We start from the raw sequence: 22040 nt of genomic DNA, 5'->3' as shown, positions 1-22040 counted from the left end.
TAGTTTATTCGCCTTATTATAAGGCTTTTTCGGGATAAATGCGAGCATTATCTGAAATATTGCTTATATTGTTCGGTTTTGATTAGAGTTTAAAAAAAAGAAACGAAAATTCTTCGTTTCTTTTTCATAAAGCCCTTTATTTGAGGCGCTGTTTTCGTTGCACGAGGATCACGATGCGTTTGATCAAATTGATCACTAAGAAAAGAGCGATAAAAACCAGCGTGATCGTCGCTCCCGGTGGTGTGTCCAAATAAAAGGAACTGGTCAAACCAGACATCATCCCAATCATGCCGATCACGACACTGATCAAAATCACAGCGTTGAAGCTTTTGCCTAAACGCATACTGATGGCAGCTGGTAAAACCATGATCGCAGAGATCAGCAATGCGCCCGCAATCGGGATCATCATAGCGATTGCCACCCCCGTCAAGACATTAAAGAGCATCGACATCACTCGCACAGGCAAGCCATCGACATGGGCGGTATCTTCATCAAAGGTCAAAATGTACATGGGCCGTTTGAATAAGAAAAATAAAGCAAAAACGACTAAAAACAAAAAGCCTAAGATCCAGACTTGTTCTTGTGTGATCGTAACGATCGACCCAAACAAATACGATTGGATACTCGTTGCGGAGTTCCCACCGCTAAGGTTCATCAAGACGAGGGCTAACGCTAAGCCACCGGACATCAAAATGGCGATCGAGATCTCTGAATAACTGCGGTACAGCGTTCGCAAATATTCCAAAATGATTGCGGCAATGACTACGATCAATAGCGTCGTCAAACTGGGATTTAGATTTAGAAAGAAGCCTAGTGCCACCCCTGCTAAAGAGACATGGGACAGCGTATCAGCCATCAATGACTGTCGTCGAATCACCAGAAAGACCCCCAGCATCGGTGCGATACCGGCAATAAAAATCGCCGCAAGAAAAGCTCTTCTCATGAATTCATATGAAAGCAGCGCCATGGTGAATCCTCCTTCCGCACTAAACGGATCTGACGGTCCGCATATTCTTTGATATCTTCGTGATCATGGGTGATCATCAAAATCGACTTGCCATGGTCATGAGCATTGTGTCGCAGCAGTTCATAAAACAGATTGCGGGATTGTTCATCCATCCCCGTGGTTGGTTCATCTAAAATAAATAAATCAGGATCCGTGGCAAAGACCCGTGCCAAGCTGATCCGTTGTTTTTGGCCACCGGACAACTCACCGATCCGTTTATGACGCACGTCCCACATCCCGACGGCATCTAATGCACGGCGGACATGTTCATGGTCTCGTTTCGTCAGTCGCTTGAACCAGCGGTCTCTTGGGTAGCGGCCTGATTGGACCAATTCCAAAACGGTGCTGGGGAACCCGACATTAAAGGAAGCAATCTGCTGAGGAATGTAGCCGATGCTTAATTTTTCACCAGCGGCATTCTTGGTCGCCAAGGTGACTGCTCCTTTAGAAGGTTTCAACAAACCAAGGGTTGCTTTGATCAAAGTAGATTTTGCCGCCCCATTTTCGCCGGTCAAAATCACGAATTCGCCGTCTTCAACAAAGTAAGAAATGTCTTCCAAGACGGGCTCATCGTCATAATAAAAGGTCAAATCTTTTACATCGATATAACGCACGCAGGCGCCTCCTTAGTGAATACTTTTTTGTAATGCTGCCAAATTGTCTTCCATTACAGACAGGTATGTTTCGCCGTTATCCATCTGCGCTTGCGTCAAGCTTTCTAATGGATTCAAGACCGCCAGCTCCACTCCTGTTTCAGAGGCTAAGGTCTCAGCCACCTTCGATGACGCGTTTTCTTCAAAATAGATAACTTTGACTTGCTTTTCTTCTACATATTCTTTCAGCTCAGCCAAACGACTTGGCGTTGGTTCTTGATCGGGTGAAATGCCCGAAATCGATTCTTCGACTAAATTATACTGCCGTGCCAAATAGCCAAAGGCTGCGTGCTGCGTAACGAAGGTCCGCTGAGTCGCATCCTTTAACGCCGCTTGGTAGGCTTCATCTAAAGCAGAAAGTTTTTCGATATAGGCAGCCGCATTTTCCGTGAAGGTTGCCTTTTGCTCAGGAAACTTCGCAATCAGGTCATCGCGAATCGTTTCTACTTCTTGGATCGCTAAGACTGGGTCAGTCCAAACATGAGGGTCATACGTATGATCATGGCCTTCATGGCTGTCTTCGCTTTCGTGATCATGCGCGTCATGATCCTCTTCCTCTGTGCCTTCCACCAACTGAATGTTTTTGGCCGCTTCAATCACTGCTGTTTGCTCAGGATCGACGGAATCCGTCAAACTAGCAACCCAAGTTTCTAGCTCAGGACTATTGCAGACAAAGGCATCTGCATCCATGATTTTTGTCATATCTTTGGCACTTGGCTCATAGTCATGAGGCTCGGTTCCTGCAGGGATCAACAAGGAGACCTCTGCTGCATCGCCTACAACTTCTTTCGTAAATTCGTACATTGTATAAAACGTCGTGACGATCGACAGCTTCTCGGTGTCACTCGATTGACTTGTTGCTTCTTGCTGCCCGCAAGCGCCAAGAAGCACACCCCCTAAAAGGAGTGCTGTAGTAAGTAAGATTTTTTTCATCGGGATTTCCCCTTCCATTTGCTGGCTCTTCTTTTTATTTTAAAACGGAACAACTCCGTTTTGTTAGCAAAAGTTACTCTATCAAATGATTTCTGGTTCGTCAAGACAAATCGTACGTTTTACGATTTAAAACTTTTATTTCGAGATAAATCGGAAAACATAGGAGAAAACGTTCATTTGAAGCGGATTCTTCTCTCAGAAACTTAGTTATATTTTACACCATTCGCCATGCGCCCCTACTGTGTCAGCTTGAAAAATTAGAGAGTATGTAGGATAATAAGCTAAAAGCACTTGGAGGAAACGAAGATGAATGAATTTGTGACTGTGCCGCCAACTGTAAACAACAGTGAACTGCTGAATCGAGTTGATTTACCAGAAGATCCTGCATCGCAGCAAACCGAAGAAATCCGCAAAACGATCGACAAACCATTGTATGAAGAAGACAAAAAGAAAAAATCCGCAAAGAAGCAGCACCAAAAAGAATAGCCTTTGCTTTAGGTAAAGAATCAGACCCCGACGCCTTTTTTTCGTCGGGGACTTTTGTGTAGGGCAGCTTCTAGATGCTTCCTCCCTACCTCAGCTGCCTTTTTCTTCGCTATATGACTGATTTTTATCGAAGGAACGCAAAAACACAGGCACTTCCTGCCTGTGTCCTTGACTCCTTCATTTCAATGTACGTACAAGATAAACCTCGTCACAGAACCCTTTTAAGGCATTGTAGACCCGCTGTGCCCGTGAATATTTTTGACAAAGAGCAAAAACAGTCGGTCCGCTGCCGGTCATCAAGGCAACATCGGCACCATATTTCATCATGCGATCTTTGATCTGTTGGACGATCGGATATTTTGGGATCGTGATGGCTTCTAGGCTATTGCCCATGGCAGCGATCATAGCCGAGTAGTCTTCGGCTAAGACGGCGGCAGACAATGCTGCGATATCTGGATGGTGCAGTTGGTCTAGCTCGACTTCTTGAAAGATTTTCCCCGTTGAAACACTCAGACGAGGTTTGACTAAGATGACCCAACATTGCGGCATCGGCCGCAGCGGCGTCACTAGCTCCCCCTTTCCTGCAATATGAGCAGTGGTCCCATACAGACAATAGGGAACATCAGTACCAACTTCCATACCAATATCGATCAGCTCTGCCATGGAAAGATCCAAGTCCCAAAGACGAACCATCCCCCGCAGCGCTGCCGCACAATCCGTACTGCCACCACCTAACCCAGCTGCCACCGGGATATTCTTGGTGATGCGAATGCGGATGCCTTTTTTGATACCATAGCGTTTTTTTAAAATACTGGCGGCCTGATAGACATTATTGCGTTTATCGATTGGTAAAAAAGCTTTGTTGGTTTCTACAATGATCTTATCTTCTGCTATCTCTTCCATTATCAGACGGTCGGCTAGATCAACACTAGACATCACCATTTCCAACTCATGGTAACCGTCTGTTCTTTTCTCTAACACATCGAGACCGAGGTTGATCTTAGCTGGCGCTTTTTCAATAATCTCCATCTTCATTCATCCAATCATCTGATAGTTATTTAGTTCTATCATAGCAGATTCTTATAAGATAGTTGAGTGATTTCTCTTGTTTTTGTGATTGTTGCCATTTTGGTTGCCCTTTGGCTTGGTTCCTCGTAAAATAGAGGTACCAACTCAATAGATAAAAGAAAGCGGGGGAACCACATGGCAAATTTGATTCCAAGAGATTTAGCAGGCGGCGAAGAACTATTAGGCAAATTAATGAACAGTTTTTGGCAAGAACGGCAAATGAACACGGACATTAAAGAGTACGAAGACAAGTATCTCGTTCAAGCAGATTTACCCGGCATCAAGAAAGAAAACATCCGCGTCAGTTACGTCAACAATACCTTGACGATTTCAGCGGCTCAAACAGAGACCACTGAAACCGAGGATGATTTCGGACATTATTTGCGCAAAGAACGCTCCAGCAGTGCCTATCAACGGACCTTCACCATCACAGACATTGATGAAGAGTCCATTAAAGCAGTGTTTGAAGACGGCGTTTTGACCCTGACCTTACCGAAAGCTAGCTACAAAGACGCACCCGCAAAAAATATTCCGATCGAATAACCGAGATACCAAAAAGGCAGTCCCTTCAGAGAACGCTCTAGGGGAACTGCCTTTTCTTATTTGCGTGCTTGTCGTCGATATGCCTGTCTTGAGGTCTGTGGTTCTTCTTCGGAGACCTCTTTTTTGACGTACAATTTCAAACTGTAGGGTTCATGGTATTTGACATCGTTTTTGACAAAATCACCGCCAGTGATAAATAAGCCCACTGGCTCTAGAGGTTGCTTGCCGGTCCATTGAATCGTGCCGACTTTCGTCATCTCCGTGTAGCTGGTCCCGATCTGCAATACGTACTCGTTTTTCCCTTGCTGTTTGACAAAATAGTAAGGGTACAAGGTATTTTTCGGAATCGTAAAGCCGTTGGATGACGGTTTAATCGCCAAATCTTCTTGAGCGATCAAAGTCTGCAAATGATTCGCCAATACTAGCTGATAGTCTTCTTCAAAATCGATCACTGCTTTTTCAGTCGTCAAACGATCAATGTCGGTGGTGCTGATAGTTTCCCCTTCAATATTGAAGACTTCATCCGGCAAGACTTTGACAAAGGTCTGAGTGACATCGAACTTCAGGTTTTTATTCAAGAAATAATAGAAGATATTCAGTACCCAGAAATAGACTAAGACCAAAAAGCCGATCGTATAAAGGATCGCTTGAAAATAGTTTTGGTTCGCAAACATTCCATAGACGATCCGCAAAATATACGCCGTTGGAATGATACTGAGGATGGTATAGGCGCGATTCAAGTATTTGGGACTGATGTCAAGATAGCCCAAAAATTTGTGGATGCCGTTGATTAAATCTAAAATAAGCGTCATTTTCTCACCTACTCATTTCCTTGATTCTCATCCATGATCACTTGCTGATCTGGCGTGGTTTCTTCACTTGAAGAAGGCGTTTCTTGATTGTTTTCCGGTGTCGTCGGTGAAACACTCTCATCGCTTGATGGTGTCGTTTCTGTCGGCACCGAAGAAGACGGGGTCGTTTCTGGTGTTACTACTTCACTGCTGGATGACGGTGTTGTCTGCTGGTCATCGTTCGTCGGTTGTGAGTCCGTACTAGCAGGTGTTTGATTTTGACTGTCTTCCGTTATCGAAGACGGTGTGCTTTCACTTGGTGCTTGTTCGGTCGTTTCTGTCGTTTCCGTCGCACGACTTGGTTGGCGGTAACTGCCTGAATTCACCACGCCGGTAGCAGTGGCAATGATCGTTGATATCGTTAAAAGTGCAATTGGTTTTAAAATAGGCGGGACTTTTCGCATGATTCTCATCCTTTTCTTACCCGATGTTGCCCATCGGCAGCCTCGGTTCCTTCAGCCTCTTCTTACCTTTATAATCGTTTCTGACAAAAGGGTCAAGATTCCCGAGGCTTCTGTTGCAGGATTTAAAAAAAACTAAACATGTAACTGTTTTCACAAAAAATAACGACGACAGTTGCCGCCGCTACACAAGGTATTCATAAAACTTTTCAAAGGTCAGGTGCAACGTGCCATGGTAATCCCGTAAAAGGGCGGGCAATGCGATCACTTCTTCATGTTGGATCGGGGCATCGATTTGGATCACCGCTTCTTCTTCATCCAGATAATAAGAACTAAACAGTTCATCATCAGCGACTTCTTCTAGCTGATTGGTCAGCTCCTCATAAAACTTTTCTACGATCGGTTCTGCCAACTCATCAAAGACTGGCTGCAAGGCTGCCTCTACAGCTGGAAAAGGCTGTGCGAGTAATTGCTGTCCGCTGAGGGAACGACGGGTATTCTCATAGGTCAAATAAAGCAGGTCGAAATAATCCTCTTCTTCCCCGATCGCTTCTAGCGTCAAAAGGGCTTTTTCTACCAATGAAACCAAGGCCGAGGATACCTCTTGATGCATCACCGCATCGACTTTTTCAAATAGTTGCTGTTTCTCGATGACAAATGTTTCTTCCATAAAAGTGAATTCCGCTTTTTCAAAGCAAAGGGGGGTATCAGAGATAAATAGTTGGATCGTTGCCATAGCGTTGCCTTCTTTCTTTTTCAAGCTGCGGACAAACAGATGATTTGTCAACAGCGAAAATCTTCGTTAGCATAAATAATAGCAGGTGAACAAATTGTTCATCAAGTAATAAGGAGGAGACCGAATGAGTAAAGTTGCTGTTATTGTCACTGATCTAGTTGAAGATGTTGAATTGACGTCACCCAAAGAAGCACTGGAAGCGGCCGGACATGAAGTAGTCGTTATTAGTAATGAAGGCACCGAGACCGTAAAAGGCAAACAAGGTGGAACGTTTCCCGTCGATGCGGCCATCGATACGATCGATCCCGCCAGTTTTGATGCTTTGTTGATCCCAGGCGGTTTCTCCCCTGACCAATTACGAACCGATGAGCGCTATGTGTCATTGACGAAAGACTTTTTGACATCTGATCGTCCCGTCTTTGCCATTTGCCACGGTCCACAACTGTTTATCCAAACAGGACTGACGAAAGATTTGACCTTGACGGCTTATGATTCTGTGCGACCAGATTTAGCCTACGCAGGTGCCACCGTCAAAGATGAGCCCGTCGTGATCGACGAAACCTATCGGTTGATCACCAGTCGGAACCCAGATGACTTAGATGCCTTCAATCAAGCCATTACTGAGGCATTGAACTAACCGCGAATAAGACGTGGTTTCTTTGATAGAAAAAAAGCCGCCAGTTGCAGCGTTCGATCCTTCGTATCGATCGAGCTGCAACTGAGCGGTTTTTTCTTGCGTAGCTTTTCGGTTTTCAGTGAATGGCTTTTTTCCTGTTACTCGTCAGAAGGCAACTCAAAACCATCGAAGGTCTCGCCATCATAGTAGCGCAATAATTCTTCCGTCGATAATAAGGAAGACGTCATTTCTTCCTGTGCCTCATTGACCTCTCGAAGTTGTGCAAGGTAAGCCGCGTAGGCTTCTGCCAACTGCCGATAAACAGCTTGCCGCGAAGTTCCTTCCCCTTGGATCGTCGGTAATTCACGGATAAAGGCCCGATAGACGGGACGGTTTTCCTGCCATTCGATCGGCAACTCAATTACTTGAAGCTGGGCTTCTTCAAACCATCGTTCCATTGCTCTCCCTCATTTCTTTTCTTATTATCGTCAAGTTGGCAGCAAAGGTCAATCGGTGAGCAAAAAAACACAGAACAAGCGCTGAAAGAAATTGACCTATCCGCAAAAGTTCGCTTATTGGGCTAACTTTTACGGATGCGGCAATTTATCTGCTTGTTCTGTGTGTTACTCGTTTTTATGCGGCAACATACGCATATTTTTCAATGTTTTGTCGGATCGTTTCAATCATGTCTTCATCTTGTAAGCCAGTGATTTCTGCAATAACTTCCGGTAGTGATTTTTCATCCAAAAGTGCTTGTAACTGTTGGCTTTGCTCATCTTCAGGGTCTTTGTAGTTGAAGATCATGCCGATCGTTTCATAGAGATGATCTGGCTGCATGTTGCGTTTTTCTAACTCAAGGACTGGTCGAATAAAGCGTTCTTCGGTTCCTAATTTGCGGACAGGTGTCCGTGCCACCCGTGTGATGGCATCGGAAATGTGTTTGTTTTTAAAGCGTTGGATGATTTTTTCGATATACCGTTCATGTTCTTCAGGATCAAAAGCCCATTTCTCAATTAAAAGCCGCCCAGTTTCTTCGAGAACGGATTTTAATTGGATCACCACTAAATGGTCCTGCATCGCTTCATCGATCGTCTGATAGCCTTGGAGGGCGCCTGTGTACGCTACCGTAGCATGACCCGTATTGACACTGAATAATTTCCGTTCAATGTACGGTTCCAGGTCCGCCACATAATGGACCCCTTGCAGATGGATCGAGGATTTCATCCCTGACTCTTGGATCACCCATTCGCAAAAAGGTTCTACTTGAACGAATAAGGGATCTTCATGATGTTGCAGCGGTACGATGCGGTCCACCGCTGCATCTGGAAAACCAACCGTCGCTTCTAACGCGGACCAATCCGCAACGTATTTTTGCACTTCGCTTTTTAAAAAGGTCGATCCGCCGATCATGTTCTCACAGGCGATCACATCAATGGCTGGCTTGTCTGGGTGTTGCTGACGTGCCTCTAAGCCTTTGGCGATCAGCTCAGCGATATGCGGCAAAATGTTGGGACCAATGGCGGTCGTAAGGATGTCTGCCTCGGCGATCGCTTGGATCACCGCTTCTGGTTCTTTAGCATTGTTCAATCCTGTCACATGCTCGATGTGGATCTGTTCTTGGGTCTCATCGGCTAATTCGATGGTATACCCTTGTCTTGCTTTTAAGGCGTCAATGATCGTTTCATTGACATCAATAAATGTGATTTCAAAGTTGTTGGCAGCCAATATCTCGCCGATAAAGCCGCGACCAATATTACCTGCACCAAAGTGAACTGCCTTCATGTCTTGTCTCCTCCTTAAATCCTTATGCCACGGTCAAACTTTGGGCGATTTCTTCTTTATCTAAGGCATCCGCCAATTCGACAACGTTATCGATATCGCTGCAAAAGAGGGCGATTTGTTGGACCAATTGCAGATGATCTTCTCCTTTGCCCGCGATGCCGAAAAGGACGGTGACGATTTTTTCTTCGTCCGCGGTACCGAAATTCACGCCATCCGGCACTTGTACGATACAGATACCTGATTTTTTGACGTATTTTTTGGCTTCATCCGTACCGTGAGGAATCGCAATAAAGTTCCCCATATAGACTGAGAGCATCTCGTCACGCTCAAGCATGGCTTCGACGTATTCTTTTTCCACACAGCCTGCCGCCAGCAGTTTTTCGCCGCAGTAACGAATGGCTTCTTCTTTGGTCGCAAATTGTTTGTTCAATTCAATCATGTCTTTTTCTAATACTTGCATTCGGCTCATCCTTTCTTAATTCGCTGCTTTGATCGATGCCACGATCCGTTGATAGTTCGTCGTTCCCATCAAATTATTGACGGATAGATGGATCGCTTCTGGCGCTGAGGTTTGCGCTTGTGGCGTTAAGGCTTCTTTCGTGATCACCAATGAAGAGGCGTTGGCATGGAGATCATTGATATGGCTTTTTCTGATCGGCATCGTCAGAGCTTCTTTGGCTAAAAGATCTTGGAAGACTTTCTGAGCCATCGTTGCCGAACCTTTGCGATCATCGTGGGCCAAAATGATTTCACTGACTTGCTTAAGGTCATTGGCGGAAGGAACATCTGCCTGGTTGCCTGCTTCAGACTTTTTTGCTGACTCCCCCGCTGTCTTAGTCCCTGACAATGTGGCTACGATTTCATCGTACCGTGGAGAGTTCAGGAAATTCTCAACCGCGACGAAGGTCGCATTTGGCGCTTTTTGTTTGGCACGCTCTTGCAATTCTTCTTGAGTGACGATCAATGTATTGGCATCGTCCGTCAAATTGTTGATGGCGGAATTCGAGACATTTTGTGGAAGACCGGCTTCTTTGACTTTTTTACGTAAGATCGATGCCCCCATAGCACTGGAGCCCATGCCTGCATCACATGCGAAGATGATACGATTGATGCCAGTCATTGGTTGAGCCGCCAAGCCTTTAGCGCTGAGTTTTGCTGCTTGCGTTTGTTGTACTTTTTCTTCAAAATTATCCACCGTATCCTTCGCATCCGCTTTCAAGATCGCGGCAGCGACGATAAAGGATACGCCTGCTCCTACGGCAATTCCGGCTAAGACAGAAACGACACTCATCACCGAGTTGAATGGCGTCATTGCTAAGATCGCAATGATCGAGCCTGGGGAAGCAGGTGCCCGTAAGCCTGCACCTAACAATTGGAAGGCAAAGCTTCCTGATACACCGCCGGCAATCACTGCTAAGAACATCAATGGTTTCATCATGACGTATGGGAAATAGATCTCATGGATCCCACCGATAAAGTGAATGATGATCGCTCCAGGTGCCGAAGATTTCGCTGCTCCTTTTCCGAAGAAAGTGAAGGCTAGCAAGACTCCTAAACCAGGTCCAGGATTGGCTTCTAATAAGTAAAGAATCGATTTCCCAAATTCGCTGACTTGCTCAGTACCTAGTGGTGTCAAAATTCCATGGTTGATGGCGTTGTTTAAGAATAAGATTTTTGCTGGTTCAATAAAGATATTGGCTAATGGAATCAAGTGGGCATTGACGATTACTTCTACCCCTGCTGCCATTGCTTCTGTCAAGGTGTTAACAACTGGCCCGATTGCTACAAAGCCCAGTAATGCTAAGGCAAAACCGATCAAACCTGATGAAAAGTTGTTGACCAACATTTCAAAGCCAGCGCGAACTTTGTCTTGGAAGATCTCGTCAAATTTCTTGATGACCCAACCGCCTAAAGGACCCATGATCATCGCACCCAATAGCATTGGGATATCCGTTCCGACGATGACCCCCATCGTTGCGATCGCCCCAACCACGGCTCCGCGGTCACCAGCAATCACTTTCCCGCCAGTATACCCAATCAAGATTGGGATCAAATACGTTAGCATTGGACCGACCATCGTTGCAAAGGCTTCATTTGGTAAATACCCATCTGGAATAAATAATGCCGTTAATACACCCCATGCAATCAATGCGCCGATATTTGGCATCACCATACTCGACAACGTACTGCCTAATTTTTGAACTTTTGCTTTTACTGATGATTTGGCTGCTTTTTGTGTCTGTTCCATTTTTTCTCTCCTCTCGTCTGCTTACACCCTTATTGTAGGCGCTTCCCAAAACGGTCGAAAGTCGTACTTTGGCACAAAAAACTGTGCCAAAACTTGTAGCCAAACGGATAGAACAAAAAAAGGCGAGCAGCCCCTGCACTCGCTTATTTTTGTTATGTTTCACGTGGAGCATTTCTATTTTTTTTTGCCAAAACAAAAAAAAAAACGTGTACCCGCTCCTTCTACACAAGGTAGAAAGAGCGAGCACACGGAGGCAGCTCATTCACTCATTTCGTTCGCTGCTCTTGTTACAAGCCAGTCTGCTGCTGATCGCTTATTCTTCTGCCAGCAAAATCTGTTGGATCTCTTCAACCGATTCGGCATCACTCAGCGCCCGAACATTTTGCATATCAGAACAAAAAAAAGGCGATTTCTTGCAAAACAGCTAATTGCTGCTTTTTTAGGACGACTACGAAAAGGATCGTAGCGATTTTGGGTTGCTCCTTCGTGCCGAAGTCGACGCCATCCGGCACTTGGATCAAAAAGAGCCCTTCTTCCTTGATCCATTGCTGGGCTTCTTCTTCCCCATGGGGCAATGCAACAAAGTTACCGATGTAAACACCTGTTTTTTGATGGCGCCGCAAAAGGCTTTTGACATAAGGTAAAGAGACGATCTCCTGGTTGACTAAGTACTCGCCAATTTTTGTCAGGGCCTCTGTGGCATCGGTAAAGTGTTGATCCAACAAAATCCGCTCCTGTGGAATATACATCGCTGATCCCTCCTATTGTTTTACTTCTTCAATCAAGAGCGAAGAGAGTAACTGATAAATAATCGAATCATTGCCGGAATTAAAAATCTCCGTATTTAGATCATTCATAATGATCGAACCACTGATCTTTCCTAACATCTGAGAGCTTGTTTCATTGATAGGATACGGCGCCAGCATGACTAATAAACGGGTAACAGCGATTTCTTTTTTATCCATCGCTAAAAGCGGCAAAGGCTGGTTCAAGTCGAAAATACGAAAAACTGGTTGCAGGATCGCCGAACTCGCCGCGTGAAACAAGGCAAAGTGAGTGTCAGGAATACCCACTGGCGCTTGGAAGTAGCGCCTTAAGAGACGATCAACAACTTTCTCACGATCCAAAACAACATGTGCATCAAAAGACGTCAGCACCAGCTGCAACGTTTCTTCCAAGTCCGCTGGGTTATCAATCGCCTGCACTTGAAACAGCGCCAATAGCTGGTTAATAGCTTCGATAAAAGCCAAGACCGCTTCATAGGATTCCTCTTTGCCCAAAGCAGAGGGCGCTTTTTTGGCGGAACGTTTTTTCTGACTAATGGTTTGGAAGGCCTTCTTCAACTCTTGAATGTCTTCTTCTAGCAGGATCGGTGAAACGAGTTTGTATTCTCCTTGATACCCTGGCAGCAATGAAGTCGAGATCACCAAGTCATAGGTCTCCTCGATATTTTCCCGTTTGACATCCCCCACTCGAAAGAAAGTGATTTGATTGATAAAGGGAAAATGTTTCCGCAGCTGCATCTCTAACAAACTGATGGAGGCTAATCCGCTAGGAGAGATCCCTGCAATATTGACTTCTAACACTTTCGGATTTTTTTCCAACGAATTGGCAAAATGCAGGACCATATAGGCGATTTCTTCTTCCGAGAACTGCTGCTGCGGAAAGACTTGCGGCAGATGATTGCGAATCCCGCTGGCGATCTCGACATACTGGTTCATGATTTTTTCTAGGATAGGGTTGTTCAAATGATCTTCTTCTAAAATCGCCCGCGTCATCACTCCTGAGATATGGGTCAGCAGCATTTTATACAAGTTCGTGTCTTCATAAAACGCCACTTCCGTTTGCTCACTGACCAATTCGATCAAGCGTTTTACACGATAAGCCAAGTCGGTATCAAAATTGTCATCAAAAAAATCACGATCAAAGGAATTAGCAAAATCACCTAGTAACACAGCAAAAAAGACGATTTCGTTGATGGAATAAAGCAGTTTGGTCTTTTCGGCGATCTGAGCAAAAATCTTTTTCGCCACCTTCAGCAAGTCTTTGTTGATCTGACTCGGGTACGTCTCTTCTTCCACCGTGTAGCCCAAAGCTACCCGATCCATGGCTAGCGCCAGCATCAAGACGATAAACGCCAATTTGCGGTCACTAAGTTCTTTAAACTGCGGCTCGATGGTTTCTCGAATCAGCCGCTGGGCTAGTAATAGATGGTCACGGGACAGAAATTGAAAAATAAACGGGGCTTCATCATCGGTTTCCAGTAAATGGAAAAATTGGTACTCATTGATCTCCATCACTAGTGTATTGGCTGTGATCAACCGCCGGTACTTTTCGGAGCCTTCGATCTCATACCCTTGATTGCGCACGATCCTTAACGGCAGCCGTGCGAGACTTTCTTCTAGTTGTTTGATATCTGAAAAAAACGTCGTATTGCTGATTTGGTAACGCTCCAAGAAAAAATGACTGGATACAGGCTTCGTGGCGGTAGTCAGTTGCAACAAAATACGGTGTTGCCGCTCACTAGCCGCGAATTCTTGATCGGTATCTGCCATAATGGCTTCTTGTAATTGGCGAATGCTCGTTTCTGATGCAAAAATTTGGAAATGACCACGACCGACCTTCTCTAAGGTAGCATCTACTGTTTCTAAGGATTTTTCTAGATTAGCCAGTTCACGGTACACCGTTCGTTTACTGACTTTTAAGACTTGCATCATGCGATCTAAAGAAACCGGACCGGTACTATTCATCAATTCCGTTAATAAAAGTGTTTCACGATTGGTCAAAAACATAGTCGACTCCTTCTGTCAGTAACTGACGATACGCATCTGTCGTCAATAAATCATCCACCACCAGTAAAGGAACATCTGGGATCGGGCACTTTTCTGCAAGTTCTTTCGGGAGAATATAGACTGCCGTAGGATCAAGAGCTTGTCCTTCATATGCCATTTTTTTGATGGTCAAAGGAAGCGCTTGTTGGCGGGCCATTTTTCTTAGTATCTCCACTGCCATCGTTTGTGAACCGCGTTTTTTTCCAGTATACAAAAAGATGATCGTTGAAAATCCTAGCGAACTTGCTGCCTCGGTTTGCAGCGATTGTTGCGGATCCTGTTCTCTTCTTTGTAATTCTTGGATCAGCGGGGTATACTCATCTGCCGCCAAAAAATTATCTAACACATAATGCTGTGCGTGAGGTGTCTGCTTTTGGGCAATAGCTGCTAATTCCCGTTGGGTGATCACCAAAAGCGCGGGATCATCCGTCACACGATAAATCGACTGATAGCGGACAGGAAACGTTAGCTGGGCTTCTTCTAACTCTTTCTTTAGTATGCTGGCGCCGATTGCACTGGACCCCATCCCTGCGTCACAGGCCACGACGATCTCCGTGACTTTCTTCATTTTCGGCATCTTACGCTCCTCATTTTCTGTATTGGTCTTCCGTTTTAACAGCACACTAGCGATCGCAAACGATACGACCGTACTGACGACAATCCCAGCTAAGACACCTAGGATCATAGAAGCCGGTGTATTGAGCAAAATCGCCAAAATCGAGCCCGGGGACGCCGGTGCTCTTAAGCCTACCCCTAAAAATTGGAAGATCAGCGTGCCACTGAAACCACCAACGATCGGACCGAGCAACACCCAAGGATCGAGCAGAACAAACGGGAAATACACTTCATGAATCCCACCAATGGCCTGCACAAAAATGGATGCTGCGGCATTCGTTCGGTTTCGCTTTGAACCAAAGAAAAGATACGCCGCTAAGACCCCTAATCCCGGACCGGGGTTGGCCTCGATCAAAAATAAAACCGACTGGCCATTGAGTGCCGCGGCTTCGATTCCTAGCGGCGTAAATAGTCCATGGTTGACAATATTATTAAAAAACAAAACTTTCAATGGTTCTACAATGATATGAATAAAGGGCAAGACATTTTGCCGAACGAAATAATCAACGAGCTGATAGCTGCCGAGACTGAACCAATTAAAAAGAGGCGCCAATAGGAAATAACTACCTAAAAAAAGGAGTCCGCCAAGCGCACCTGCAATAAAATTGCGCACCAGCATCTCATAGCCACTTTTGACCTTACTAACGAACGAATCACTGCGATACAACAGCCAGCCTGCCAGTGGTCCCAGTAGCATCGCCCCAAAGACTTGGGGAATATCCGTTGCGAGAATAGCCCCTAAGACCGCCACTGCTCCTACGACCCCACCTCGCTCAGGTGCCAACATTTGCCCACCTGTATAAGCAATCATGAGGGGCAGCAACACAGTCAAGACCCCTTGTTCCATTTGCTGAATCACTTGTTGATCGACTGAAAAAAAAGGCAGCAGGAATGAAATCAGCATCCACGCAATAAAAATACTTAAATTCGGCATCATCATGCGAGAAAGATAATTCGTATAAAACTTAACCGTTATCATTTTTTCTCTGGAAGACGAGGTCTTGTTCATTTTATCCGCTTCCTTTCTCTTTTCTATTATAAGATGTTCTGGCAAGACTGAAAACAAAAAAAGCTGACGTAAAACGCCAGCTTTTGAAATAGCTTCAATTGATTTAGTTTACGCGTACCGCGAAATCTGGTGAGTAATAAGAGTAACTGCTGACAGAAACACTTTGACCAGGTGTTGGTGCATGAATGTATTGTCCGTTACCCATAGCGATCGCCACGTGATGCGTGCTTCCACGGCTACCCCAGAATAACAGGTCGCCAGCTTTTGCTTCGTTGATCGAAATCACCGTACCGGAAAATTCTTGTGCGTAAGTTACCCGTGGTAATGAGATGCCAACTTTAGCAAATACATATTGTGTAAAGCCAGAACAGTCAAAGCCATCTGGTGTCGTACCACCCCAAACATAAGGGGTACCAATGTATTTCATTGCTTCTGCTACGATTGCTGAACCGTTGACCGTTTGTGCGGGTGCAGGAGTATTGCTTGCACCATTGCCGCTATTGTTCGATCCTTGGTTGTTATTGCTATTGTTATTGTTGGCAGGCGTCGATGGTGTCGTATTTGTTGAACCGCCACCTTGTGATGAACTGCCTTGCGTAGTATCAGTCGTCGTACTAGAATTTGTTGTTGAGTTTGATGTCGTTGAATTCGACGTTGAAGACTCGCTTGATGCTGCTTCCTGAGTAGCTGCTTCAGCTGCTGCCGCTTCTTGAGCCGCTGCTTCTTGTGCTGCTTGTTCACGAGCTGCTGCCGCCGCCGCTTCTTCTGCAGCGATGCGTGCTTGTTCTGCTTCGTATTCTTCTTTTTGTTTTTCTAAATCAGCTTTTTCATCTTCTTTCGATGCTTGTTGAACAGCCAATTCCGCTTGCAAAACATTTAAATCAGCTTGTTTGGCTTGTAGATCCCCTAATTGTGTTTCTAATTCAAATTGGTTCGCTGCGATCTCCGCCAATTTATCGTCGTTTTCCGCTTTTTTCGCTTCAACTGCTTCTTGGTCTGCTTTTTGTTGATCCACAAGATCTTTGTTAGCATTGACGATCGTTGTCATTGCTTGCACACGACCAATGGCATCGGTTAAAGAGTCAGCTTCTAATACTGCATCAATAAAGTTTGTGCTTTGACCGTTGACTTGAACGTCACGGGCTTGTTTTTGGATCGCTTCTTCACGCTTTTCGATTCTGACTTTCAAATCGGCAATTTCTTGCTTCAACTTTTCAGAATCCGCACGCAAATCCCCTTGTTGTTGCAACAAAGCTTGGGCTTTTTCATTGATTGCAGCCACGTCGCTTTCAAGTGCTGCTACTTGTGACTGGATGCTTGCTTGCTGGTTTTGCAAGTCAGAGATTTCTTGATTTTTTTCTTCAATTTTATTGTCAAAATCTGATGCAAAGACAAGTGTCGGTGCTGCTGCAGAAGTAAGAACAATTGAACTTACTAACAATAAAGATAAAATTCGCTTTTTCACTCTTCATTCCTCCGGCTGTTGCTTCCCCTAATATGGTTTTTTTATGTATAAATGCTTAAGAATACCTAAAGTCCTTCACGATAGTGTGATTGTAACACAGCCGTATGTCAGAGAGATAAAAGGAATATTACAAAAACATTTCAATCGCTGTTATTTTTATACCGTCAAAGGCAAAAAAAATGAAGCTATTCGTCTTTGAATAGCTTCATGAATGGAACAACTAAAAGGATAAACAAAATGATGTTCAATAAAAGCGTTGGTGCTAAAAAGCGGGAAACAAAGAATGACGTGCTAACTGATGCGATCTTAAATAGCAACTGGACGCCCAACGTCACAACTTCTAAGCTGGTAACAAAGATGATCATTCCGAAAAACATGGTAAATACATTTTGATAAAGCGTATTTTTCAAAATGTACATGATCCACACGATCAGAGGAAAAGCCACCGTGTAGATGCCGATCACACCGACATAATACACGTCATAGAGGCAGCCGATCACCAGCGCCGTGGTAATCAAAAAGTTTTTCGGCAAATACTTTGCGCCACACAAAAGGGCGATCAGCAAAAGATGGGCACTGGCGATATAATTGTCTTGGGTCCATTTTTCCAAAAAACGCGTCAGTTGTCCATCTGCCAACATCATCAAAAAGAAGACGCCCGCTGCCAGGTATTTGATGTAGTCATGCTTTTTCATGGCTATTCCTCACCTGCCAAGCGTTTGATAATCGTTACTGCTTGAATATCATACATTTGGGCATACGGTTTTACAAATACTTGGGTATCAAGACCAAACTCATCTTTAGTGGTACGGATCACTGTTCCGATCGCTAAGTCGGCGGGCGAGTTTCCTCCTAATCCAGAGGTCTGCACGACATCGCCTTCCTTCAGCTCATTGTCCCCCGTCAATTGGGTAATGACTAAGGAACGTTCTTTTTGATCGTAACTACTTAGGATCCCAAAGTTTGACCCATCTTCGCCACTGATTCGAACCGGATAGTGGTTGGAATTCTGGTTTTCAGAAGTCAAAAGTTCAATTTTAGAAGAAGCTGCATTGACCTCAATGACACGACCAATCAAGCCTTTTTGTGACATGACTGCCATGTTGACCTCAACGCCATCTCTTGAGCCTCGGTCCACGATCAGCATATCTTGCCAAGTATCCGGTGACCGATTGATGACATTGGCGGAGATCCGTTCATAATTCGTCAAGGTTGCATTCAGCTCTAGCTCTTCTTTCAAGGCATCGATTTCTCTTTGCGCATTGTCCTTCGCTTGTTCCAGTTCCTCAAAACTGTCCAACTTCTCTTTTAAACGTTCATTTTCTTCATAGGTCACAAATAAATTTTTGACTGAATTGGCACCATTTTCGATCCAACGAAAAGGAGCGGTAAACACTTTATCGATAAAGCCAACGGAGTCATTGACCGTAGATTGCACGGCATTGGTGGAGTTTCCCGCTGCTCGGCGGGCGATCGTCACGCTTAATACCGTGACAACTAAAATCACAATAATCAATGTGATGATAATATTTTTATTAGGATTAAACTTTTTCACAAAGACACCTCAAATAATTCCAAACTGTAGTTCCAATTTTACCATTAATACCCTGCAAACAAAAGCTAAGTTGACCGTCTTAATGTTTTTTTTGTAATTAAGTTTCTGAAATTTTCAACAAAAAAAAAGAGACGTTCCGTCTCTTAATCACAACTTTGAATGACTGCTATCATCCCGCTGCTAAAGGAAAAACCTGCTGTCTGTGTCAGAAATTCATTGCTGGCATATGAAGTTGGGTACGGTACTTGGACGTTTTCTAATAAATACTTGCTACCTGTCAACGTCAAATCTGTTACCGGCGTCAAACAGCAATACGCCAAATACTGCATTCCGGGTTCTTTTTCCAGTTGATAGGTGCCTGGTAAAAAGAACTGAACAACATTTTGACGATCTAAAAAACGCAGATTTGGGGCAAATGGACGAAACCGATCTTCTAAGGGCAGCCATAGATTGGCTAAAAGATGGTCGAGACGTCCCCCTGTTGCACCAATCAAGTCGATTTGCGCTTCTGGATAGCGGCGCAACGTCTCCACCAATGCCAATTGGGTATCTGTATCATCTTTTTCAGCAGGGGCTTGGATCACTGTCTTAACTTGTTGTTTGACCGCTTGCAGTTCTGCTGCGTTCAGGGAGTCGAAATCACCGATTGCCAGATCGACTGGCCGTTGGTGCTGAAGCAAAAACAGGGCCCCGCGATCAATTCCAATGTATTTATCATACGCCATCAACTGTGGCCAATTTTCAGGGCGCCCCCCTGCTGCTAACAAAATCTTCATTTATTGCAAAGCTTCTTTCAAGGCTCTGATTTGTGCTGCAGGTTCATCGGCATCGTAAATATAGCTTCCTGCTACGAAAACATTTGCACCTGCTTCCAGGCAACGTTTGGCTGTCTCAGGAACGATCCCGCCATCTACCTCGATATCATAATGATAGCCTTTTTCTTCTTTTAACGCAGCCAGCGCCGCAATTTTTTCCAGTGATTCTTCAATAAAGGATTGCCCACCAAACCCTGGATTGACCGTCATAACTAACACTTGATCACACATGGATAAAACATGTTCAATGGCTGAAACTGGTGTGCCTGGGTTGATGACGATTTCTGCTTTGACATTTTCTGCCACAATCATTTGGATCGCACGATGGATATGAGGTGTTGCTTCTGCGTGGATACCAATGATATCTGCTCCAGCTTCTGCGAAGGCATGGATATACTTTTCTGGCTCGGTGATCATTAGGTGAACATCCAACGGCAGTTTGGTAACTGGGCGAATCGCTTTAACGATGTTTGGGCCTAAGGTAATATTAGGGACGAAATGACCGTCCATCACGTCTACGTGAATGTAATCTGCGCCATGGCGCTCTACCAGCTCAATGTCTCTTTGAAGATTTGCAAAATCGGCACTTAAAATAGATGGTGCTAGTTTCATCATGCTTTTCCCTCACTTTTTCTTCTTTTTATAAACCGGACGTCGGTTTTCAATCTCTTCTAAAAATTGTACGTAATTCTTATAACGAGTCTCGGCGATCTCATTTGCTGCAACTCCCTGCTTGACTGCACAATCAGGTTCATTGAGGTGCATACATTCCCTAAAACGGCAGTTGGAAGCTACTGCTAAAAAATCAGGGAAGAGCTTTGGTAACTCTACTGCTTCGATTTCCAGAAAATCGATTGAACTAAAACCAGGCGTATCGGCAACCAATCCATCACAAATCGGCAAGAGCTCCACATGACGGGTCGTATGTTTCCCCCGTCCGAGAGATTCTGAGATCACTCCTGTTTCCAATGCCAATTCCGGGACGATTCGATTCAATAGCGTAGACTTTCCAGCACCGGATTGCCCCATAAAGACGGTAATCCGCTCAGGGAAGTACCGTTGAAGTTCCAATAGATCTTCGCCTTCTGCTTTTGACGTGATCACGTGGTAGCCAATTGCTTGATAGGTCTCCTCAATTGCTTTCATTGCGGCAAGATCTTTCACAAGATCCGCTTTTGTCAAAAAGATGATCGGTTCGATCCCCTCATACTCTAAGGTCACTAAAAAGCGATCCAATAGGTTATAGGAGAAGTTCGGCTCAACTAGACTTGTCACGACCACTCCTTGATCCACATTTGCGACTGGCGGTCGAACCAGCTCATTTTTTCGCGGCAAGATCTCTAAAAGATAGCCGTCTGTTTGATTGCTGCTTTCAAAAATCACTTCATCCCCAACCAAAGGAGTGATTTTTCGATTTCGAAAATTTCCTCGAGCGCGGGTTTGAAAGATTTCATCTTCTGATGCCACATAATAAAATCCGCTTAGCGCTTTGATGATTTGTCCCTTCAAACAATTTCCTCCTCGTTTTTTACTATTGTATCATATTTTCAGGTCTTCTCACTGGCTGAAAACACAAAAAAGCCTGAAGCGAATGCTTCAGGCATCAAAAAATCGGGAAGACAGGATTCGAACCTGCGACCCCTTGGTCCCAAACCAAGTGCTCTACCAAGCTGAGCTACTTCCCGATAATAAAAATGAAACAAATAAAAAGACTACGCGCCCAAGAGGAGTCGAACCCCTAACCTTTTGATCCGTAGTCAAACACTCTATCCAATTGAGCTATGGGCGCATATTAAGAAATGCCGAGGACCGGAATCGAACCGGTACGGTGATCACTCACCGCAGGATTTTAAGTCCTGTGCGTCTGCCAGTTCCGCCACCCCGGCTGAAAATTGCTAAGGCAAAGCGGAAAACGGGGTTCGAACCCGCGACCCCCACCTTGGCAAGGTGGTGCTCTACCACTGAGCTATTTCCGCATATTCCTGATGCCGGCTAAAGGACTTGAACCCTCGACCCTCTGATTACAAATCAGATGCTCTACCAACTGAGCTAAGCCGGCAATGAAGTGCGGGTGAAGGGACTTGAACCCCCACGCCCGAAGGCGCTAGATCCTAAATCTAGTGCGTCTGCCAATTCCGCCACACCCGCATAGGTTATTACTATGAGTCGTACAGGGCTCGAACCTGTGACCCTCTGATTAAAAGTCAGATGCTCTACCAACTGAGCTAACGACTCATATGGGGGTTAACGGGATCGAACCGCTGACCCTCTGCTTGTAAGGCAGATGCTCTCCCAGCTGAGCTAAACCCCCATAAGGTAAAAAAAAACGCGTGGCGACGTCCTACTCTCACAAAGGGAAACCCTTCACTACAATCGGCGCTAAGAAGCTTAACTTCTGTGTTCGGCATGGTTACAGGTGTATCCTTC

The 22040-nt window shown here is 44.9% G+C and carries 22 protein-coding genes, 8 tRNA genes, 1 rRNA gene and 1 pseudogene; 3 read left to right on the top strand and 29 right to left on the bottom strand.

What is annotated here, in order from left to right; genetic code table 11:
- Positions 1–136: 136 nt before the first annotated feature.
- Genes FJU10_RS12010 through FJU10_RS12000 form a run of 3 tightly spaced genes read right to left on the bottom strand, consistent with a single transcriptional unit; the run spans position 137 to position 2592 of the window.
- On the bottom strand, positions 137–967 hold the full coding sequence (locus FJU10_RS12010) for a metal ABC transporter permease (RefSeq protein ID WP_005230272.1): 831 nt from the start codon (positions 965–967) through the stop codon (positions 137–139).
- Positions 940–1620, bottom strand: a complete 681-nt coding sequence (locus FJU10_RS12005; protein WP_005232967.1) for a metal ABC transporter ATP-binding protein — start codon at positions 1618–1620, stop codon at positions 940–942. The genes FJU10_RS12010 and FJU10_RS12005 overlap by 28 nt, the downstream gene beginning before the upstream one ends.
- Before the next feature lie 12 nt (positions 1621–1632).
- Positions 1633–2592, bottom strand: coding sequence for a metal ABC transporter substrate-binding protein (locus FJU10_RS12000; RefSeq protein ID WP_140966030.1), 960 nt, complete (start codon positions 2590–2592; stop codon positions 1633–1635).
- A gap of 306 nt (positions 2593–2898) precedes the next feature.
- Between FJU10_RS12000 and FJU10_RS11995 the strand changes: the two genes are divergently transcribed.
- A complete protein-coding gene (locus tag FJU10_RS11995) occupies positions 2899–3078 on the top strand; it encodes a hypothetical protein (RefSeq protein WP_077454128.1) in 180 nt (59 codons plus the stop codon).
- Positions 3079–3255: 177 nt separating this feature from the next.
- Here FJU10_RS11995 and ispE read toward each other — a convergent pair whose 3' ends face one another.
- The gene (gene ispE, locus FJU10_RS11990; protein ID WP_034878197.1) at positions 3256–4107 is read right to left on the bottom strand and encodes a 4-(cytidine 5'-diphospho)-2-C-methyl-D-erythritol kinase; all 852 of its coding nucleotides are present in this window, start codon (positions 4105–4107) and stop codon (positions 3256–3258) included.
- 174 nt (positions 4108–4281) lie between these two features.
- On the opposite strand from ispE, the gene FJU10_RS11985 reads away from it, so the two are divergent.
- On the top strand, positions 4282–4689 hold the full coding sequence (locus tag FJU10_RS11985) for an Hsp20/alpha crystallin family protein (protein ID WP_077454126.1): 408 nt from the start codon (positions 4282–4284) through the stop codon (positions 4687–4689).
- A gap of 56 nt (positions 4690–4745) precedes the next feature.
- Here FJU10_RS11985 and FJU10_RS11980 read toward each other — a convergent pair whose 3' ends face one another.
- The 3 genes from FJU10_RS11980 to FJU10_RS11965 all read right to left on the bottom strand — a co-directional run bounded on the left by FJU10_RS11980 (position 4746) and on the right by FJU10_RS11965 (position 6677).
- Entirely contained in the window at positions 4746–5501 is a 756-nt protein-coding gene (locus tag FJU10_RS11980) for a DUF6681 family protein (protein WP_140966029.1), read from the bottom strand.
- An 8-nt stretch (positions 5502–5509) separates the two neighbouring features.
- On the bottom strand, positions 5510–5944 hold the full coding sequence (locus FJU10_RS11975) for a hypothetical protein (RefSeq protein WP_077454124.1): 435 nt from the start codon (positions 5942–5944) through the stop codon (positions 5510–5512).
- Between the two features lie 181 nt (positions 5945–6125).
- Positions 6126–6677 (bottom strand): hypothetical protein, encoded by a 552-nt coding sequence (locus FJU10_RS11965; RefSeq protein WP_140966027.1) that lies wholly within the window; start codon positions 6675–6677, stop codon positions 6126–6128.
- A gap of 124 nt (positions 6678–6801) precedes the next feature.
- Between FJU10_RS11965 and FJU10_RS11960 the strand changes: the two genes are divergently transcribed.
- Positions 6802–7314 carry a type 1 glutamine amidotransferase domain-containing protein gene (locus tag FJU10_RS11960; RefSeq protein WP_005232958.1) on the top strand — a complete coding sequence of 171 codons (513 nt, stop codon included), beginning with the start codon at positions 6802–6804 and terminating at the stop codon, positions 7312–7314.
- Between the two features lie 137 nt (positions 7315–7451).
- Here the strand turns inward: FJU10_RS11960 and FJU10_RS11955 are convergent, their stop codons facing one another.
- The 22 genes and pseudogenes from FJU10_RS11955 to rrf form a co-directional block, all read right to left on the bottom strand.
- Positions 7452–7751, bottom strand: a complete 300-nt coding sequence (locus tag FJU10_RS11955; protein WP_005232957.1) for a hypothetical protein — start codon at positions 7749–7751, stop codon at positions 7452–7454.
- A gap of 175 nt (positions 7752–7926) precedes the next feature.
- Positions 7927–9075 (bottom strand): mannitol-1-phosphate 5-dehydrogenase, encoded by a 1149-nt coding sequence (locus tag FJU10_RS11950; protein ID WP_010748851.1) that lies wholly within the window; start codon positions 9073–9075, stop codon positions 7927–7929.
- A gap of 22 nt (positions 9076–9097) precedes the next feature.
- On the bottom strand, positions 9098–9535 hold the full coding sequence (locus tag FJU10_RS11945; protein WP_005230254.1) for a PTS sugar transporter subunit IIA: 438 nt from the start codon (positions 9533–9535) through the stop codon (positions 9098–9100).
- Positions 9536–9550: 15 nt separating this feature from the next.
- Positions 9551–11323, bottom strand: a complete 1773-nt coding sequence (locus FJU10_RS11940) for a PTS mannitol transporter subunit IICBA (protein ID WP_140966026.1) — start codon at positions 11321–11323, stop codon at positions 9551–9553.
- 313 nt (positions 11324–11636) lie between these two features.
- Positions 11637–12072, bottom strand: a pseudogene (locus FJU10_RS11935) (PTS sugar transporter subunit IIA).
- Positions 12073–12084: 12 nt separating this feature from the next.
- Positions 12085–14115: a BglG family transcription antiterminator gene (locus FJU10_RS11930; RefSeq protein WP_140966025.1), complete on the bottom strand. Its 2031-nt coding sequence runs from the start codon at positions 14113–14115 to the stop codon at positions 12085–12087.
- Positions 14096–15778, bottom strand: a complete 1683-nt coding sequence (locus FJU10_RS11925; protein ID WP_140966024.1) for a PTS sugar transporter — start codon at positions 15776–15778, stop codon at positions 14096–14098. Before FJU10_RS11925 ends, FJU10_RS11930 begins: the two co-directional genes overlap by 20 nt.
- A 103-nt stretch (positions 15779–15881) precedes the next feature.
- Positions 15882–17243, bottom strand: coding sequence for an NlpC/P60 family protein (locus FJU10_RS11920; RefSeq protein ID WP_140966023.1), 1362 nt, complete (start codon positions 17241–17243; stop codon positions 15882–15884).
- Positions 17244–17428: 185 nt separating this feature from the next.
- Positions 17429–17938: a rod shape-determining protein MreD gene (gene mreD, locus FJU10_RS11915; RefSeq protein WP_005230239.1), complete on the bottom strand. Its 510-nt coding sequence runs from the start codon at positions 17936–17938 to the stop codon at positions 17429–17431.
- Positions 17939–17940: 2 nt separating this feature from the next.
- A complete protein-coding gene (mreC, locus tag FJU10_RS11910; RefSeq protein WP_140966022.1) occupies positions 17941–18798 on the bottom strand; it encodes a rod shape-determining protein MreC in 858 nt (285 codons plus the stop codon).
- A gap of 143 nt (positions 18799–18941) precedes the next feature.
- Positions 18942–19574, bottom strand: coding sequence for a thiamine diphosphokinase (locus FJU10_RS11905; RefSeq protein WP_140966021.1), 633 nt, complete (start codon positions 19572–19574; stop codon positions 18942–18944).
- Positions 19575–20228 carry a ribulose-phosphate 3-epimerase gene (gene rpe, locus FJU10_RS11900; protein ID WP_005232947.1) on the bottom strand — a complete coding sequence of 218 codons (654 nt, stop codon included), beginning with the start codon at positions 20226–20228 and terminating at the stop codon, positions 19575–19577.
- A gap of 9 nt (positions 20229–20237) precedes the next feature.
- Positions 20238–21122, bottom strand: coding sequence for a ribosome small subunit-dependent GTPase A (gene rsgA, locus FJU10_RS11895; RefSeq protein ID WP_005232946.1), 885 nt, complete (start codon positions 21120–21122; stop codon positions 20238–20240).
- 102 nt (positions 21123–21224) lie between these two features.
- A tRNA-Pro gene (locus FJU10_RS11890) sits at positions 21225–21298 on the bottom strand.
- A 30-nt stretch (positions 21299–21328) separates the two neighbouring features.
- Positions 21329–21402, bottom strand: a tRNA-Arg gene (locus FJU10_RS11885).
- A gap of 11 nt (positions 21403–21413) precedes the next feature.
- Positions 21414–21499: transfer RNA gene (locus tag FJU10_RS11880), tRNA-Leu, on the bottom strand.
- 18 nt (positions 21500–21517) lie between these two features.
- Positions 21518–21589 (bottom strand) — tRNA-Gly (locus FJU10_RS11875).
- Between the two features lie 10 nt (positions 21590–21599).
- Positions 21600–21672 (bottom strand) — tRNA-Thr (locus FJU10_RS11870).
- Between the two features lie 7 nt (positions 21673–21679).
- A tRNA-Leu gene (locus tag FJU10_RS11865) sits at positions 21680–21761 on the bottom strand.
- A 14-nt stretch (positions 21762–21775) separates the two neighbouring features.
- A tRNA-Lys gene (locus tag FJU10_RS11860) sits at positions 21776–21848 on the bottom strand.
- A 3-nt stretch (positions 21849–21851) separates the two neighbouring features.
- Positions 21852–21924: transfer RNA gene (locus tag FJU10_RS11855), tRNA-Val, on the bottom strand.
- 17 nt (positions 21925–21941) lie between these two features.
- Positions 21942–22040, bottom strand: a 5S ribosomal RNA gene (gene rrf, locus FJU10_RS11850); the annotation flags it as partial.

Source organism: Enterococcus sp. OL5, assembly GCF_006491895.1.
In the GTDB taxonomy this organism is placed as follows: domain Bacteria; phylum Bacillota; class Bacilli; order Lactobacillales; family Enterococcaceae; genus Enterococcus_D; species Enterococcus_D innesii.
This window is presented reverse-complemented; position numbering and strand designations above follow the sequence as displayed.